The 17,817-nt window shown below is 44.2% G+C and carries 18 protein-coding genes; 7 read left to right on the plus strand and 11 right to left on the minus strand.

Features of this window, described 5'->3' with window-relative positions; genetic code table 11:
- Positions 1-42: 42 nt before the first annotated feature.
- The 3 genes from CAN90_RS08650 to hisH all read right to left on the minus strand — a co-directional run bounded on the left by CAN90_RS08650 (position 43) and on the right by hisH (position 2,803).
- Entirely contained in the window at positions 43-1,182 is a 1,140-nt protein-coding gene (locus CAN90_RS08650) for a D-alanyl-D-alanine carboxypeptidase family protein (RefSeq protein ID WP_085833432.1), read from the minus strand.
- A 224-nt stretch (positions 1,183-1,406) separates the two neighbouring features.
- Positions 1,407-2,165, minus strand: coding sequence for an imidazole glycerol phosphate synthase subunit HisF (hisF, locus tag CAN90_RS08655; protein ID WP_085833433.1), 759 nt, complete (start codon positions 2,163-2,165; stop codon positions 1,407-1,409).
- Entirely contained in the window at positions 2,165-2,803 is a 639-nt protein-coding gene (gene hisH / locus CAN90_RS08660; protein WP_085833434.1) for an imidazole glycerol phosphate synthase subunit HisH, read from the minus strand. The genes hisF and hisH overlap by 1 nt, the downstream gene beginning before the upstream one ends.
- A gap of 156 nt (positions 2,804-2,959) precedes the next feature.
- On the opposite strand from hisH, the gene CAN90_RS08665 reads away from it, so the two are divergent.
- The gene (locus CAN90_RS08665; protein ID WP_085833435.1) at positions 2,960-3,178 is read left to right on the plus strand and encodes a CDIF630_02480 family spore surface protein; all 219 of its coding nucleotides are present in this window, start codon (positions 2,960-2,962) and stop codon (positions 3,176-3,178) included.
- 202 nt (positions 3,179-3,380) lie between these two features.
- Complete coding sequence (locus CAN90_RS08670; RefSeq protein WP_085833436.1) at positions 3,381-3,971, plus strand: manganese efflux pump MntP; 591 nt, start codon at positions 3,381-3,383, stop codon at positions 3,969-3,971.
- A 1-nt stretch (position 3,972) separates the two neighbouring features.
- Here the strand turns inward: CAN90_RS08670 and CAN90_RS08675 are convergent, their stop codons facing one another.
- A complete protein-coding gene (locus CAN90_RS08675; protein ID WP_085833437.1) occupies positions 3,973-7,119 on the minus strand; it encodes an AAA family ATPase in 3,147 nt (1,048 codons plus the stop codon).
- Entirely contained in the window at positions 7,116-8,270 is a 1,155-nt protein-coding gene (locus CAN90_RS08680) for an exonuclease SbcCD subunit D (protein WP_085834324.1), read from the minus strand. Before CAN90_RS08680 ends, CAN90_RS08675 begins: the two co-directional genes overlap by 4 nt.
- Positions 8,271-8,723: 453 nt before the next feature.
- On the opposite strand from CAN90_RS08680, the gene CAN90_RS13730 reads away from it, so the two are divergent.
- The gene (locus CAN90_RS13730; protein WP_187138323.1) at positions 8,724-8,894 is read left to right on the plus strand and encodes a hypothetical protein; all 171 of its coding nucleotides are present in this window, start codon (positions 8,724-8,726) and stop codon (positions 8,892-8,894) included.
- 108 nt (positions 8,895-9,002) lie between these two features.
- Here the strand turns inward: CAN90_RS13730 and CAN90_RS08685 are convergent, their stop codons facing one another.
- From CAN90_RS08685 to CAN90_RS08695, 3 genes are all read right to left on the minus strand, one after another.
- Positions 9,003-10,685, minus strand: coding sequence for a glutamine--tRNA ligase/YqeY domain fusion protein (locus tag CAN90_RS08685; RefSeq protein ID WP_085833438.1), 1,683 nt, complete (start codon positions 10,683-10,685; stop codon positions 9,003-9,005).
- 13 nt (positions 10,686-10,698) lie between these two features.
- Positions 10,699-12,156 (minus strand): glutamate--tRNA ligase, encoded by a 1,458-nt coding sequence (gene gltX, locus CAN90_RS08690; protein ID WP_085833439.1) that lies wholly within the window; start codon positions 12,154-12,156, stop codon positions 10,699-10,701.
- Positions 12,157-12,317: 161 nt separating this feature from the next.
- Positions 12,318-13,118, minus strand: a complete 801-nt coding sequence (locus CAN90_RS08695) for a M15 family metallopeptidase (RefSeq protein WP_085833440.1) — start codon at positions 13,116-13,118, stop codon at positions 12,318-12,320.
- Positions 13,119-13,343: 225 nt separating this feature from the next.
- Here CAN90_RS08695 and CAN90_RS08700 point away from each other — a divergent pair, with 225 nt between their 5' ends.
- From CAN90_RS08700 to CAN90_RS13740, 4 genes are all read left to right on the plus strand, one after another.
- A complete protein-coding gene (locus tag CAN90_RS08700; RefSeq protein WP_085833441.1) occupies positions 13,344-13,517 on the plus strand; it encodes a DUF1540 domain-containing protein in 174 nt (57 codons plus the stop codon).
- A 193-nt stretch (positions 13,518-13,710) separates the two neighbouring features.
- A complete protein-coding gene (locus tag CAN90_RS08705; protein WP_085833442.1) occupies positions 13,711-14,196 on the plus strand; it encodes an amidase domain-containing protein in 486 nt (161 codons plus the stop codon).
- An 83-nt stretch (positions 14,197-14,279) separates the two neighbouring features.
- Complete coding sequence (locus tag CAN90_RS13735; protein ID WP_143750813.1) at positions 14,280-14,456, plus strand: YdeI/OmpD-associated family protein; 177 nt, start codon at positions 14,280-14,282, stop codon at positions 14,454-14,456.
- Between the two features lie 2 nt (positions 14,457-14,458).
- Positions 14,459-14,614, plus strand: a complete 156-nt coding sequence (locus CAN90_RS13740; protein ID WP_187138324.1) for a hypothetical protein — start codon at positions 14,459-14,461, stop codon at positions 14,612-14,614.
- 55 nt (positions 14,615-14,669) lie between these two features.
- Here the strand turns inward: CAN90_RS13740 and CAN90_RS08710 are convergent, their stop codons facing one another.
- From CAN90_RS08710 to CAN90_RS08720, 3 genes are all read right to left on the minus strand, one after another.
- Positions 14,670-16,178: an IMP dehydrogenase gene (locus CAN90_RS08710; protein ID WP_085833443.1), complete on the minus strand. Its 1,509-nt coding sequence runs from the start codon at positions 16,176-16,178 to the stop codon at positions 14,670-14,672.
- 143 nt (positions 16,179-16,321) lie between these two features.
- The gene (locus CAN90_RS08715) at positions 16,322-16,903 is read right to left on the minus strand and encodes an HD domain-containing protein (protein ID WP_085833444.1); all 582 of its coding nucleotides are present in this window, start codon (positions 16,901-16,903) and stop codon (positions 16,322-16,324) included.
- Positions 16,904-17,126: 223 nt separating this feature from the next.
- Complete coding sequence (locus tag CAN90_RS08720) at positions 17,127-17,816, minus strand: DUF3298 and DUF4163 domain-containing protein (RefSeq protein WP_085833445.1); 690 nt, start codon at positions 17,814-17,816, stop codon at positions 17,127-17,129.
- Between the last annotated feature and the right edge of the window lies 1 nt (position 17,817).

A 17,817-nucleotide genomic window follows, 5' to 3' on the forward strand; every position in this document is an offset into this window, starting at 1 on the left:
CGACCACAAGAATTTACGAATAATTTACGTTAGGAACCTGAATTAAAAGGAGATCATTCCCATACAAAGCAGGCGGAATACGGAAAAGAACGTCATCTTTTCTACTGCGTTTTTTGCTCGTATATCGTTCTCTAAAAGGGTTTCGTCCCCCAGTTTATATGTAATTTTACCGATGACCTGGCCGGGCTCTACGGGAGCTTCCAAAGAATCTGCCAATATAATTTGACTTGCCACCTCAGATTCTTTTCCCTTTGGAACCAGCAAAGCAGGGTTATCTGCTGTTTCAGGCTCTACAAAGGACTGCATGCCGTTTGATACAGGCACCTTTTGCAGCTCTGGTTTTTCCGGTGTTGCCATCGCCCAGTTTGCGAACCCGTAATCGAGCAGCTTCGCCGCAGATGAGAAACGGTCGTCGGTAGAAGAGCTGCCCAAAATAACCGCAATCAGGCTTACCTGACCTCTGGTAGCAGAAGCGCTAATACAGCTGCCGGCCTTCCCCGTAGTGCCTGTCTTTAGGCCGGTAATTCCCTTGTAGCTTTTAATGAGCTTATTGGTATTTACAAGCTGTGTTTTTCCGTCACGTACATGGTCAATCCACGTAAGTGTGTATTCTTTGATTTTTTCATGCTTTAACAGTGCGGCAGACATAAGGGCAACATCATTTGCTGAGGTAATGTGCCCTTCCTCATCTAATCCATTGCAGTTTTTAAATGTCGTGTCTTCCATTCCCAGAGCCTTTGCTTTCTCATTCATCATGCGCAAGAAATCGTCCTCTGTACCAGCAACATGCTCTGCCAATGCAACGGCAGCATCGTTTGCACTCATAATGACAGTTGCTTTAATCAAATCGTTAACAGACATGGTTTCTCCCTGTTGCAGCCAAATATCGGACCCACCCATAGAGGCTGCATGCGCACTGGCAGACACCATATCGGTCAATTTGATTTTACCCGAGTCGATTGCCTCCATTACAAGCAGTAAGGTCATAACTTTTGTAATAGAAGCCGCCGGGCGTTTTTCGTGGGAGTTCTTTTCGTACAAGACCTTGCCGCTATTTGCTTCCACAAGAACTGCCGCAGGGGCCTTTACCTCTGCGTCTGAAATCGCCATTGCAGGAGCCGCGGCGGAAATCAGGACGCAGGCAGACAAAAACACTGAGATCGTTTGTTTTTTCCAATTCACCTTTCCTACACCTCCAGCATAGAAAACCGGTATTCCCGGTTTTTTTAGAATAAATGATTTCACTGTTCCCTACTTTTCAGCTTGGGCAGAGAAACAGAACTTGGTAATTCTTATGCCGTGTCCGTCAAATCTATCCATAAAGCAGTAAATAATCAAAAAAAGAGAAAGGATTCCGAAAAAGCGGAATCCTTTCTCTCTATTTTTAGAGCCGCACCAAACTACTTTTATAACCGAACCGGTATCCCCTTTTCACTCAGATACTCTTTTAGCTCCGGAATGGTGATTTCCCCAAAATGGAATAACGACGCCGCCAGAACAGCATCCGCTTTTCCATCGGTAAAGGCATCATAAAAATCCTTTAGGCTGCCTGCCCCGCCAGATGCAATCACCGGTACACCAACCTGGCTGGAGATTGAGGCAGTTAACTCTAGGTCGTACCCATACTTAGTTCCGTCACAGTCCATACTTGTTAAAAGGATTTCACCTGCCCCCAGTGAAACGGCCTGTTTTGCCCATTCAATTGCATTTATCCCTGTATCGATTCTGCCTCCGTTGAGGTAAACTGTCCAGCCGCCGGTATTAGACTTTTTCGCATCAATGGCACAAACCACACATTGGCTGCCAAACTTTTGCGCAGCCTCACAAATTAACGAGGGGTTGCGTACCGCGGCAGAATTAACGGAAACTTTATCGGCACCGGCACGCAGCATATGGGTAAAATCCTCAACAGACCGAATACCGCCCCCAACTGTGAACGGAATAAAAATGCGTTCGGCTACCCGCTGTACCAAATCTACCATAGCACCGCGTTCCTGTACGGTTGCCGTAATATCCAAAAAAACCAGTTCATCTGCACCCTGTTTATCGTACAGCACCGCCGCTTCCACAGGGTCACCTGCATCTCGTAAATTAACAAAGTTTGTTCCTTTCACGACACGACCGTTATTGACATCCAGACAAGGAATGATTCGCTTTGCGTACATTAATAACCCACCTTCCTTCTCTGACCGATTTGAGTAATTTTTGCAAAATTTTTGAGCATTTGCAAACCGGCTTGGCCGCTTTTTTCCGGGTGAAATTGCGTGGCATAAATATTTTCATGCTGCACAGACGAATCAATGGTTACACCATATTGCGTATGCGAAGATACAATTTCACGTTTGGGAGACTGAAGATAAAAGGAATGGACAAAATAGACGTAAGATTGCTCCGTTACACCGGCAAAAAGACCGTTTGGTTGCTCTATGGTCAATGAATTCCAACCAATGTGAGGAATTTTCAGGCCATTCCCCTCAGGTATACGCCTAATTTTCCCGGGAAATACAGAAAGTCCCTTTACTCCCGGGGATTCTTCGCTTTCGTCAAACAAAAGCTGCATCCCAAGGCATACTCCTAAAAACGGCCTGCCACTCGCAATAAAATCCAACAAAGGCTGGCGTAGCCCCGATTGCTCCAAAGAGGCGGCAGCATCCCCAAAAGAACCTACCCCGGGCAAAACCACCGCCTGCGACTGAATCAGCCTTGCCGCATTGTGGGTAACCTCTACTTCTGCACCAATAAAACGAAACGCATTCACTACACTTTTTAAATTTCCTGCTCCGTAATCTAAAATACAGATCATAACCTTCATCCCTCTTTATCTTCCCATTTCGCAACTTATTTTATAAAAATAAATAAGATTAGCTCAACCTATTTTAACATGTTTTTAGCGTAGTAGCAAACAAAAGCGGGTATTTTTTTGATGGGATGTCGCACAATAAAACCGGAGGTGTACCGTATGCTATTTCACAAAAAAGACAAAGAGGAACTTGGAAGGCACAATTCGTTAAATTCTGCTGCAAAGGTAACGGGCCCCGGGCTGGAACGGGATGACACCGATAAAATAACAATCCCTATTACCTACCCGGATAAACGTTACCGCAAAACAAAAGCTGCAATGCCATCAGACGAAAACGTAGAAATTGCTAAGGAATGGGTCGACTTTAATACGAAATAAAAAACAGCGGAGAGACAGGCCATCTGTTTTCTCCGCTGTTTTATAAATAATTTTTTGCTATGATTACCTTTTTATTTGAATAACAATACTTTTTTAATACAACTAAAAATCAAGTAAAAACGAAAATGATTACATAAAAATGCTAACCAATCAATATATTCTTTAAAGAAACCTACTAATTTCAATTGAAGGGAAGCTGCATATGGATTATTTTTCCCTCGTGGGAATTGCCGTTGGTCTTTCAATGGATGCTCTGGCAGCCTCAGTAGCAAACGGAACAGCTGTAAAAAAAGTGACACCTGCATTCGCCTTAAAAGTAGGGTTAACCTTTGGTATCTTTCAGGCATTTATGCCCTGCCTTGGCTGGGCTTTGGGAACGGCAGGTGCAGGCTTACTAATACATATTGAGCACTGGCTTGCCCTTCTGCTGCTAACCTATTTAGGCACACAGATGATATGGGAATCTTGCTTTGGGGAACGAGCGGAGGAGGCAAGATTCCACACCGTTGGCAAACGCGCTTTGCTTCTTCAGGCAATTGCAACGAGTATAGACGCCTTGGCAACTGGGATAATACTGCCTTCCTCTGTGGGCATTCAAAGCATACCGCAAATGGTATTCTCTGTATCCCTCATCGGAGTCATAACACTTGTTCTTTGCTTTGCAGGTGTGTACCTAGGCAGAAGATTTGGCAGTTTACTCTCCGGCCGAGCCGAAATTGCCGGCGGAATCATACTCATACTGATTGGTATCAAAATTTTTGCAGAGCACTGGTTTTTCTCTATAGGTGTATAACTTAGCGGCTGGTTAAAACCACCTTACTCCCGGTAACACTTTTTTGGAGGGTAATTTTTTTATCGATTTTCTCTTTTAATTCCGGTACGTGAGAGATAATACCGACCAGGCGATTACCGGTAGTGAGTGCCGCAAGTGCCGTGATCGCCTGATCCAAAGATTCAGAATCAAGCGTACCAAAGCCCTCGTCGATAAACATGGTGTCGATTTGTACCCCTCCGGCGTAGCTCTGAATCACATCGGACAACCCCAACGCAAGAGACAGAGACGCTTTAAAGGATTCTCCGCCTGAAAGGGAACGAACGGAGCGAAGCTTACCGGTATAGTAATCCATTACATCAAGCTCTAAACCAGATTGACTGCGGTTATCCTCTGGTATTTCTTTGCGCAGCAGCTCAAAGCGCCCATTGGTCATCCGGCTCATGCGTTGATTCGCCTGCGTAATCACCTTTTGAAAGTAAGCGGCCTGTACGTATTGCTCAAATGCTAGCTTTTGGCGCTCCGGAAGCTCTCCATTAGCCGTTTTTGAGAGGGATGAAAGCATTAAATAACGCTGCTCCAGCTTTTCTTTTTCCTCAATAGAGTCTTGAATATTATTTAGAGTTCTACTATTTGCATAGTACCGCTGCGATGTTTGCGATACGATTTCTTCGTAGATTGCTTTCTCCTGTTTTAAAGCTTCCTGCCGCAAAGATAGCTTTTCGGTATCTACCGGTTCTTTTCCCTTTGTTTCCTCCATAAGCCGCCGAATGGTCTCTTGATTAAACCGTTGATTTTCTAAAAATACTTGCACCTCTTTGCGCCAGTTTTCAATAAAGTTTTGATTCGCCAGAGCTTCTTGGTATTCTTCTTCGCTAAACTGATTTTCGTTTAGAATACCAAAGTACTCTCGCTCGGTTTCTCCGAGCTTCTTTTTTTGTTCACTGAGTTGATTTATCTTCTCTTTTAAAACCGCGCGCACATTTTCAAGTTCATTACGACACGTTGTAAAAGCAGCCTCACTTTGTTGTAGTCTTTGCTTGAGCTCACGCAATTGCTGGTTGGCAGTTTCTATTTTTTGTTGCAGTTCTTCTTCCGTTTTACAAGGCAGCTTTTGCAACAACATTGCAGTTTCGGCTTGCTTTGCGCTTACCTGTGAAGAGAGACGAGATTGTTCTTCCGTTTCTTTTTGTGCCAGCTGCTCGTTTTCCTTTGCTTGTATTTGCACTTCTTCAAGCTGTTTCGACCAGTTATCCCGATTGGTACAAAGGTTTTTTAGCTCGTGGTACGTTGTCTCAAGGCTCTTTTTTCGCTCCGTGTTTTCCTTGCCCAGAATAATAATTTGGCTTTTCAGTGTAGTTAGTTCTTCCGGTACCGCCACACTCGGCAGAATTTGCTGCCACTGTTGGCGCAGGGATTGCCAAAGCGACTGCAACTGAACATCTTTCCCGTGAGCCTTTGTGCTTGCGTCTCGCAGGCGTGTAGCGGACTGTTCCTGCTGTGCCCGAATACGTTGTAGCTCTTGTTCGTTCGGCGCTCCTGAGACAATCTCAGCCTTTTGCGGGTGTTCTTTCGAGCCACAAACCGGGCAAGGTTCTCCCAGTTTTAAACTTTCGGCTAATACACCAGCCTGTTGACGAAAATACATCAGCTCTTTTTCTTCGCACAAGCGGTGTAATGACCGATACTCCTCTTCTACTACACTATACTCCTTTTGTGCCAGCTCTTTTTCACCTTGCAAAGAAGTAGATTCTTTTGCTAATTCATGCAGTTGCAGCAAGCTGGTGCGTAGTGCTTCTGCCGCTTCTTTTTCCTTTTCGCACTTTACAATTTCAACCGGTGCTTGAGCAGATTGACTGAGCAGTGTTTGCAGCTCATTTTGTGTTTGAAGAAGATTTTCTTTTTCTTTTAAAGTATGCTCTAAACGTATTCTATTTTGATTTAAAGAGCTCTCCAGGCTAGTTTGTTGCTGCATAAGAATTTTGTAGTTTTGATAATCTGGCAATGCAGAGCGTAGACCTACAAGCTGCTCCGCTAGCTTTATTCTCTTTGGTTCCGTCTCTTGCTCTTTTAAAAAGCTTTGCTCAAGTGAAACCAGTTGATTTCCCAAAAGTGACCCGCGTTCCTCAAACGCCAGAATTCCCTTTTCTAACTGCTGTACATTTTCTTTCGCCGAGAGGTATATTTTCTCAATTGGCCTTATACGCTCCACAGAGGTACTCGCTCTTTTTGCCTTCACTTCCGTTCGCTGAATCAAGGGCTCCTGTGCTTTCAAAGCTTCGCTGTTTTTTTGTGCCTGCTCCAATTCACGGAACATTCGATTCAGCTGCTCTGCACGGGTCATTTCTGCAATAAGCAAAGCTTCCGATTTGGAAAGAACCTCTTGTTGCAGCTTTTGCGCGGAAAGCAAGGCTTCATCGTCCTTTTGCATCTTATTCCAGAAGATAAGCATTTCGTCCAGACGATGAAGATTCTTCTCGATCTTCCATTCTTGCAGCAATGGGTCTTCTACATGTTCTCGGCTGTAAAGTACATTGCCTGTGTACTGTACAATTACTTTACAGCAATCCTCCCATGCTAGTCTTGCCGCTTTTTCACGTTTTTTTAGCTCGATTTGCACCGCTTCAAATGGAGCCGTGCCGAACACACGCCGAAAAATCTCCGCGCGCTCCCGATGGTCTGCCAAAAGAAGCTTTAAAAATTCCCCTTGTGCAATCATGGCTATTTGTTTAAATTGCTTATAATCAATTCCTAGTAATTCTACAATGGCGGAGGTTACCCGCACATTCCCTGTAATGACTTTTTCATCCGGCAAAGTAAGCGAGGCATCCCCGGGTTCATCAGTAAAACCCTCCCCGCTCTTTTTCGGGCGGCGATATTTGGGGTTTCTGCGAACCAGATATTCTTGCCCACGGTGCAGAAAAAGAAGCTCCACAAACGTTTTTTCTTCCGGACGGGCAAAATCACTGCGCAGGCTTTCTACCGGACGCACCGTACCGCTGGATTCCCCATACAGCGCAAACGAAATTGCATCAAACAGGGTGGTTTTACCGGCACCCGTATCTCCCGTAATTAAAAAGAGACCCATGGAACCAAACTTTTCAAAAGGGACTTCGACTCTGCCTGCAAAGGGGCCAAATGCACTCACAATTAAATGCTTTGGTTTCATCGTGTTCCCTCCCCTATGCTCTGGAACAGTGACCGCATGAGTTCCGCCTGTTCTTGCGTCATTTCTTTTTGATTCTGTATTTGGAAAAAATCTTTAAACAATTCGAATGTTGTTTTATTCGAGAGATCCTCTCCTGAGGCGGCATTTTTTTGCCCTCTTTCACTGCTAAGGCGATTTTCAAATTCCAGCCGCATAATATTAGGGTAAAAGCGCCGTAATTTCCCAATGGGATCCATGAGTTCCTCGGTGTTTGTTAAGGTAGCGTGAATGTAATCCTCGGCATTGGCAGAAGCAACTACCTGTGGGTCGGTAAGCTGTTCGATTGGCCCACGAATCTCTCGCATATCACGTATGGGAACCAGCGGTATTTGGTGAATCTGCGTGTTCCCTTTCTCCAGCAGCTCTACAATCGTAACAGATTTTTTCTGGCGGCATTCGGAAAAGGAATATTTTAAGGGGGAGCCCGCATATCGAATGGTATCGCGCATCATTTTTTGTGGGCCATGCAGGTGCCCGAGCGCAACATAATCAAAAGCATGAAAAACTTCTGCATCCACTGCGTCAGAGCCACCAACATAAGCGGTTTCTGAATCAGACTGCTGCGGCAGTTCTCCCCTATTTGTAATGAACTGGTGTGCCACCAGCACTCTCCGGCAATCTGCCCCAGGGGGAACCGACTCTAGCACCTTGCGAACGGCATCTTCTGTGCTTAAAAGCTCTTCTTCCGGGAAAAAAGGAGCAACCAACGCAGGCTTTATAAAAGGCAGTAAATACAGCTCTACGGTTCCGTATGTATCCTCCAGCAAAAACGGCTCCAGCTTACCATTATACGCCGCTGAGATGGTAATTCCCTGCTTGCAAAGGATACGACTCCCAAAGCTTAATCGCTCTGCGGAATCGTGATTCCCGCAAATCATATACACCGGTAAATTGAGAAAAGCCAACCCTGTTAAAAAATCATCTAAAACCGAAACCGCCTCTCCCGGTGGGATCGTTTTATCGTAAACATCTCCCGCAATTAGAACCGCATCGGGTTTTTCCTCTTTTGCAATCGTAATAATCTGCTTTAATATGGCGCTCTGGTCTTCCAACATACTAAATTCGTTGACCCGCTTTCCAATGTGCAAATCCGCCAAATGCAGCAGTTTCATAGAAACCTCCATTTCTGTAAAGAAAACCGGCGTCGGGGCCATTTTCAGCCTGCCGCGCCGGTATTAACTCTCTTTTCCGCTCATTAGCGGCCCTTTTTCAGGCTAACAATTTGGAGTACGGTAATCGTAACACTAACCAATGTAGAAACGATACCCAAAACCAAGCTGGCGATGGTTAAGCTCTTCTGCATTTATTTCACCCCATTCATTTTTATATTAAAATTTGTTCGTTCATTTAGAGCAAAACATATAGAATACTTCCATTTATTCTTTACTGAGAGCTCGTACTTTTAAAATAAAAAAGGCCCACAATTTCTTTTGTATATTATACCATTTTCAAGTTCAATGGGAAAGCCTTGTATGAAAAAATCAATAAATGAGTTTCATTACACGGTCGAAACTATATGCTACTGCATAATATATGGATACCAGCATCTGTACGGAGGTGGAAACATGGAAATTCGCACAAAGATATATGACTGCAAGAATCCCGAACAAAATCCAATACCCCGTTGGATGGGGTACTACGGAAAAACGGAAAAGGGCAGTATAGAATTAGATCTTGTGCAGCAATTTAAGCAAAATCCAGAAAGCTTTTTCCCAGACTTTATTCAGAAAAAGTGAGGGCGCTGCGCCTGGTAATACACCGGCGCACGCCGATTTTGCCGCCAGCGGAATCTGCGGCGTTAGAAATGCCCCGGCTTTGCGTGATGCAGGCCGGGGCAAGCTGTTTTATTTTTTATTAAAGCTGTCTTTCAGAGAGACCGAGCGATTGAAAACGGGGTGCTCCGGTGTACTGTCTAAATCCGGGCAGAAATAGCCCTGCCGCATGAACTGGAAGGATGCCGGTGCAGATGCTTTTGCAACATCCGGTTCTACCTTGCAATCCTTTAGAATCTTAAGCGAATCTGGGTTCAGGAGCTCTAAGAACTCTCCCGATTCCGGGTCAGGCACGGTAAACAGATTGTCGTATACACGAACCTCAGCCGTAACCGCAGATTTTGCATCTACCCAATGAATGGTACCCTTTACTTTTCTGCCATCCGGCGTATTACCGCCACGGGTTGCAGGGTCGTACTCGGCGTACACTTCAATTACATTTCCGTCATCGTCCTTTTTACAGCCGGTGCAACGAACGATATACGTTGTTTTTAAGCGCACTTCATTCCCGGGAAATAACCGGAAGTAGCCCTTGGGTGGAGCTTCTGTAAAATCGTCGCGTTCAATAAAGACTTCACGTGAAAAATCCACCTTACGGGTTCCGTCTTCCGGCCTGTTTGGGTTGTTTTCCACTTCGAATTCTTCTACCTGATTCTCAGGGTAGTTGGTAATAATCAGCTTAATGGGGTCAAGCACGCTCATTACGCGCTGAGCGTTTAGATTGAGGTCTTCTCTCAGGCAATGCTCTAAGAACGAATACTCTACCGTGCTGTTTACCTTGGAAACACCAAGTCGCTCAATAAAGTTACGAATAGAGGCCGGAGTATAGCCACGGCGGCGTAATCCGCACAGTGTAGGCATTCGGGGGTCATCCCAGCCAGACACAAACTCTTTTTCTACCAACAAACGCAGGCGACGTTTGCTCATTACGGTATTATTAATGCCCAGACGAGCAAACTCAATCTGGCGCGGTTTTGAAGGCAAATCTACATTTTGAATCACCCAATCGTAAAGCGGGCGGTGGTCTTCAAATTCCAGTGAGCACAAAGAGTGCGTAATGTCTTCCATCGCATCCTCTATGGGGTGCGCGTAGTCATACATGGGATAAATACACCATGTATCACCAGTTCTGTGGTGGTTGGTATGGCTAATACGGTATAACACCGGGTCTCTCATATTAAAGTTACCAGAAGCTAGGTCAATTTTGGCACGCAGAGTCATGGTTCCATCCGGGAATTCCCCTGCACGCATCCGACCAAATAAATCGAGGCTCTCTTCCACCGGGCGGTCACGAAACGGGCTAACAGCCGGACTCTTTAAATCGCCGCGATTTTCTCTCATCTGTTCGGGAGTGAGCTGGCATACATATGCAAGTCCTTTTATAATCAGCTTTTCTGCAAGCTGGTACATGGTCTCAAAATAATCGGAAGCATAGTAAAACCGGTCTTCCCAATCGTAGCCAAGCCACTGAATGTCTTCCTTAATGGCATCTACATATTCGGTGTCTTCTTTACTGGGGTTGGTATCATCCATTCGCAGGTTGCATATGCCGCCGAATTTTTCCGCGGTACCAAAATCAATGCAAATTGCCTTGGCGTGGCCAATATGCAGGTAGCCGTTCGGCTCTGGTGGAAAACGAGTGTGAACACGTTTGCCCTCAAAACGCCCGCCCGGTGCAATATCTTCTGCAACAAATTCTTGAATAAAATGCCCGGTAATTTCCGGATTCAACGGTTCTTTCTTTTCTTCGCTCATTATATTCTCCTCATTACCCTTCACATTTTTTCAAACCAAGCTCCAGTCGGCGCAACGACTCTTCTTGACCTAATATGGCCAGAATCTCCATGGCACCACCCGGTGTAACGGTTTGTCCGGCTGCCGCAATGCGAACCGGCCAGAGTAGTGTTCCGTTCTTTACCTCAAGGCGCTCTGCCAGTTGCAAAAGAACGTCATGAAGGCTAGTTACAGACCACTCCGGTAACTCTTTGAGTACCGAAATTGCTTCTTTCAGCAAAGGAACACAATTCTCAAGAGTTGTTTTGCTCTTTTTATTGACAAAGAAATCTGCGGGATACTCCGGCAATTCTTTTAAGAAAGCTACCATTTCCGGTATTTGAGTCAGCTTTGTAACTCGGGGCTGCAAAATCAGCGTAAGAACCGACCAATCTGCCTGTGTGTCACCAAAGCCCTCACGGTAGTAGGGCATGGCCAACTCAGTAAACTGTTCCGGTGTCATTGCACGCAGGTATTCCCCATTGAGCCAAGTAAGCTTATCATAATCAAAAATTGCGGGAGATTTGCTGATGCCCTCAATTGTGAAGCGCTCGGTTAGCCCCTGCATGTCCATTTTTTCTTCGTTATCTTTCGGGCACCAGCCCAGAAGAGCAATATAATTGATGATGGCCTCGGGAAGGTAACCCTCCTTTACCAAATCGGCAAAACCAGTTGAGCCATGGCGCTTTGAAAGCTTTGAAGCCGTACCATCCGCATTTCTGCCCTTAATTAGCGGCAAATGCACATAAGTGGGAATCTGCCAGCCAAAGGCATCATAGAGCAAATTGTATTTTGGAGTAGACGATAAATACTCGCTGCCGCGTACTACATGGGTGATTTCCATAAAGTGATCATCAATAACATTTGCAAAGTTATAGGTTGGAAATCCATCCGACTTTAAGAGAACCTGATCCTCAAGCTCTTTATTCTCAACTGAAATATCGCCATAGACAGCATCGTGGAACGTAGTAGAGCCCTCTGTCGGCATTTTTTGGCGGATAACATAAGGCGTACCGGAGGCCAGCAGGCGGTCGATTTCCTCCTGTGGGAGTGTACGGCAATGGCGGTCGTATCCGCCAAACGAATTCTCTTCATGCAAAGAAGCAAGGCGCTCCTTGGTGCAGAAGCAATAGTATGCTTTACCCTGCTCAACGAGCTGCTCGGCAAACTTTTTATAGGTACCCATGCGCTCGCTCTGAATATATGGCCCAAACGCACCGCCAATATCGGGGCCTTCGTCGTGCTGTAAGCCAACCGTTTTCAGGGTGTCGTAAATCACCTCAACAGCGCCCTCCACTTGGCGTTCCTGATCCGTATCTTCAATTCTAAGGATGAAATCTCCACCCTCATGTTTTGCAATCAGGTATTCATACAACGCGGTACGCAAATTGCCCACGTGCATAAATCCGGTGGGACTAGGCGCAAATCTGGTTCTAATTTTTTTCTCTTGCATATCAACACCCCTTCAGGATTCAGTCATTTCTTGCTTTGTATCATTTCCCTGAAAAAGAATGACGGTTGAAGATTTCCCCCGCCGAGGGCGGGGGAAATCTTTGCCTTCCTCTTTCGAAAGTAAAGCCTCTTCTAGCTATTATATCAAAATTTGGGATTTATTCAATTATTTTCTTCTTTTAACGCCAAGTATTTCACGTATTCTTCTAAGCACATACCGAGTTCTTTCATTTTTAGAGCATTTTCTTTGCCTACATATCGGTAATGCCATGGTTCAAACATAATTCTGGTTTTGCTCTCTTCCTCTTTGGGATAGCGTAGTATAAAACCGTACTCCGCAGCATGCTGTTGAAGCCATGCATAGCCTTTTTCATGTTCAAAATCCGCACGAACTCCATTTAAGTCAATCGCCAGGCCAGTGTTATGCTCACTGTGGCCAGGCTTTGCAACAGCCGCGGAGGCCTTCTCTCGTGCTTCTTCGGAGGACATGCCCTTTTTCTCGTTTTCTTTGATTTCTCGTTCCAACAATTCCTTTTGCAGCTCCGGGGCACGGTACGCGGAGGAAATCCAGAATGTGATTCCTTCTTTAGACGCCGCCTCAATCATTTGGCGGTAAGGTTCCACAAGTCGTTCGTCCATCTCCATATCGAATGCTTTTTGCAATTTTGGCTCATAATGTTCTGGCAGTGCATATTCCCAATTAACCAGAACCAAGTTGCTGTCTTTTTCCCAAACCTTTGAAATCTTCTCTATGGAGAGTGAAGATTCCGTTGCGGACTCGGGCAAGGATTCTGGTTGTGATACCTGTGAATTAGCCGACGAAACACTTGGCATAAATGTTTTAACCCAGTGAATCATTGGTTCGTTTTGTGCTATAAATAAAAACAGTATGGATGATACCAATATTAAAAGACAAAGCAACAGCAATTTTGCTGTGGATTTTATTTTTTTATGTCTGCTCATTGTTTTGCTCCTTATTTTCCATTCTTTCCCTTATGATTCCTCATTTTATATAAATTATCATAAATAATAATTCGGTTTCTCTACTTCGTTTTGCATTTATTTTACATAATACTTATCTATAGTACCACTCAAATCAATTTGAGGCAATCTCAAAAATTACACTTCATAAATTGTTCTTTTTTTTACATACTAAAAGAAGCCTTTGAATGAAAGGAGGCGTACTATATGACAAATTCGAATGACCGCCCCAATCCGTCCATTGGTTGCAGTGTAGAGCAGTGTCGTTTTCACTGCCAGTCTCAGGATTTCTGTTCTTTGCAAAAAATCCAGGTAGGTACTCATGAACAGAACCCTTCTATGGACCAATGCACTGACTGCCAATCTTTCCAAGTAAAGTAATTTCATTTTTATCTGCAAAGTCAGGCGTTTTCACCGCTGAGCACTGCTCTGCGGTGAAAGCGTACATAAAAACCTTTGTTGCATAGGATATATTAAATTCTTGACCACAAATTTTAAATTTGTGTGTAGAATCTGCTTTTCATTACTAAACAAATGATAATTGTATTCTATAAAATAAACGGAGGTCACGTTTATGCGTATTGTAGCCTATAATAGAGCGGCTGCTGTAGAGTATGCCCGCAAATGGGCTTTTCAAAGAAACCCTGCTTATTATAATTTTGAGAATCTAGGTGGAGACTGCACCAATTTTGCCTCCCAGTGCCTTTATACAGGAAGCGGAGTAATGAATTACACACCTACGTTTGGGTGGTATTACAGGAGCAGCAATGATAGAAGTCCCTCATGGGCGGGTGTGGTTTATTTGCATCAGTTTCTTGTTAACAACAAGGGTCCCGGACCATTTGCAACCGAAACGATTGCCTCAGAAATGATGCCTGGAGACATTATTCAATTTGGCGACCAAACAGGCAGGTTTTATCACTCCCCTGTTGTGGTGGCAGTTGAGCCAGATGAAATATATGTTACAGCACATACATTTGACGCTTTCATGAGACCCTTGAGCTCTTATATGTATGACCAAATACGTTATTTGCATATAGATGGAGTTCGAAAATACTGAAATAAGTATATTTTTCTAAATTTTCCTCTCGTTTCCTGAAATTTCTATGAAATTCAGTGCAAAATATATGAGAGGTGAATCATATGGAGAAAAAATATCCTGATTTATACGCTCTAATGAAAGACGACCCTAAAGCGAAAGAATACTTTGAATCTCTACCGGAGCATATTCGCTCGGCGATTAGCCAGCGTCCCAGCGGTGTAAATTCGTTCGAAAGCCTGTGGAGTTACGCTGACAACTTAACGCAGGGGGATCGATAACAATGATTCTACCGCAAGACATCCCCTGGAGTCAGCCCTTTTTAGAGGAAGAAATTTGCGACGACCCCTTAAAACCGGTTTCTCAAATAGCGGAGGATACTTCATGTTCTCCGTTTCCTTTTAAAGATGATTTTTATCGCCCGGAACAAACATGGTAAAAAAAGCACTGTACCAAATTAGGTACAGTGCTTTTTTTATCGATAATTAAAGCCATTATTTGACTACGCTATTACCAGCATCCTTGAGAACAACGTCGTGCGCACCGCCCTCAACAATAGAGGTTGAGGATACCAGTGTGATTTTCGCCTTCTTCTGAAGCTCAGAAATAGTAAGCGAACCGCAGTTACACATGGTAGAACGAATCTTATTCAAAGTCAGATTCACGTTATCTTTCAGTGCACCAGCATAAGGAACATACGAATCAACGCCCTCTTCAAAAGAAAGCTTACTTGCGCCGCCCAAATCATAACGCTGCCAGTTTCTAGCACGATTGGAGCCTTCACCCCAATACTCTTTCATATAGCTACCGCCGATTGCAACTTTACCTGTGGGGCTCTCATCAAAACGTGCAAAATAACGACCCATCATTAAGAAATCGGCACCCATAGCAAGAGCAAGGGTCATATGGTAGTCATAAACCAAACCGCCATCAGAGCAAATCGGCACATAAACGCCAGTTCTCTCAAAATACTCATCGCGAGCCTTCGCTACATCAATAAGAGCAGTTGCTTGGCCACGGCCAATACCCTTTTGCTCACGGGTAATGCAAATAGAACCACCGCCAATACCAACCTTTACAAAGTCGGCTCCGCTTTCCACCAAATACATAAAGCCTTCTCTATCAACTACGTTACCGGCACCAACCTTTACAGTTTCACCATAGTTTTCACGAATCCAGCCGATGGTCTTTTTCTGCCACTCAGAAAAGCCTTCGGAAGAGTCGATGCAGAGAACATCGGCACCTGCTTCAACCAAAGCAGGAACACGCTCTGCGAAATCGCGGGTATTAATACCGGCGCCCACCACATAGCGCTTGTGAGAATCCAACAGCTCAAGCTTATTCTCTTTATGAGAAGCGTAGTCTTTACGGAATACCAAATAAACCAACTGCTGGTTTTCATCTACAATCGGGAGAGCATTGAGCTTATGATCCCAAATAATGTTGTTTGTTTCTTTAAGAGTAACACCCTTTTCTGCATAAACAAGCTTTGAGAATGGAGTCATAAATTCCGAAACCTTCGTGTCTGTCTCCATACGGCTAATACGATAGTCGCGGCTTGTTACAATACCTAGCAGCTTGCCAGTTGCAGTGCCATCTTCCGTTACCGCAACGGTAGAGTGGCCGGTTCTCTCTTTCAAGTCTAAAATATCCTGCAAGGTTTGGTCCGGCTTTATGTTGGAGTCACTTACCACAAATCCGGCTTTATAGTTTTTTACTCTTTGAATCATAGCGGCTTCTTCTTCAATGGACTGAGAGCCATAAATAAAAGAAATACCGCCCTCTTTCGCCAGGGCGATTGCCATTTTATCATCGGAAACAGACTGCATAATTGCCGAAACCATCGGAATGTTCATCGAAAGTGCAGGCTCTTCATCTTTGTTAAATTTGACTACCGGTGTTTTCAGGCTGACGTTCGCCGGAACACAATCGGCGGAGGAATACCCCGGAATCAGCAAATATTCGTTAAACGTGCGGGAAGGCTCCTCAAAATAATAAGCCATGGATAAATCGACTCCTTTTTCATTAAGACTTCTATTTGTTCATTTTATATAATTAGATAATATTATAGTCACATTTCACACCGATGTAAACAGGCTTGTCCTACAAATTCCCTAGCATCCTCGCAAAAAACATGGTTATTATGTCAATGGGCAGAAGAAGTTCCCTTTTCTCGCAAATAAGTCGATTCCAAATCTGCCAAATGCAGCTTTACAGCGATGGGGTATTTTTGATAAGCGTGGCTAATTGCAAAGTTACCGGAACGCGCCGTATCATCAAACCCACCCATATGCCAGCGAATTGCAACCGCCTCAGAGGGCTTTAACCGCAAAAACCGTTCAATTAAAAAGACCGATTTTTCACCATGACCATAGGGGAAGCTGTCTTCCACCATATAAAACGGCTTCTTTTCCCATGCGCCGGTTTCTTCGTTCTTTACATTTTTGGTTGAGGTTTTATAATACTGTGCTTTGCAAACGTCATGCAGAAGCCCACAGATGGCAAAGCTTTCTTCACTGTCTTTCCCCTCTTCAAAATGTTTTTCACGCATTAAGCGGTAAACATTCACACTATGCTGTACCAGGCCGCTTAAGCATGCGCAATGAAACTTCGTGCTTGCGGGTGCAGTAAAAAAATCGGTGGTTGAAAGCCAGTCGAGCAGTTCTCTGCTGCCAGTGCGATTAATATGTGTCGTAAAAATTTGTTCAAATTCTTCTTTTGCGTTCATATCTTTAGCTCCTTTATCTTGCTCTCTATCCTTTTCACTTTTGGAATTTTTGTTTCATACTTCTTCCATACGTTGAATTTGATAATTCAACTTTTCTTTATGTAATAAAGTTTCTTTTGCCTGTTAGAACATTATAACATAAAGCATATTCACTAGCAATTTCGCTTTTAAACCGGCCCACAAAAATCCCCCTCTGCGGTTCTGCAGAGGGGGGCTAAATGCTTTATTCTTTACAAACGGGTGGGCATTCCAGTTGGTCAAATGAAATGGGAAAGCTAACAATTCCAGATACATAGGGAGCGATTTCATACAACTGAAAATAATATGTAACGCTATTTTCAGTCACATAGAATCGATTAGGATTAAAATAGCGGGTAATCAGCTTCTGGTAATTTTCAAAATAAATGCCGGGGGAATTTCTCATATTCTCATCTGCCTGAAATAAGATTTCTTGCAGGATTGCTTTTCGATACATCGTTTTCGGAAGAAAAAAATCACAAGCCTGCACGGCCCTGCATGCGTTGAGCGACCATGTGTCGGACCGACGAACGGTATTGCCGTGCGCGCCACCGGTAAACTCGTAAACATCTCGGTATAAGCTGACATAGCAGGAGTTGCAGGTAGTGACCTGGTACTTCATAACTGCATCATACGGGTTAAACGGATAATCCTTTTGATTATTTGAATTATGCAGTGCACAAGATGCTTGACGGTACAATATGGTAGCGGCATCATGAAAGAAGCATTCCACTTGCCCCCATATGCTGCGGTTTATGACGCTCTCCATTCTTCCACAATTGGGAAGCTCAAATTTCGGGTATTCAATTTTTACGGTTAATACTTCCGTTCCACCACTGCTGAAACTCTTTTCCAAGCAGCACATGGTATAGCAGCACGTTTCTGACACGCCCATT

The organism is Clostridium merdae (genome assembly GCF_900176635.1).
GTDB lineage: Bacteria > Bacillota > Clostridia > Oscillospirales > Acutalibacteraceae > Faecalispora > Faecalispora merdae.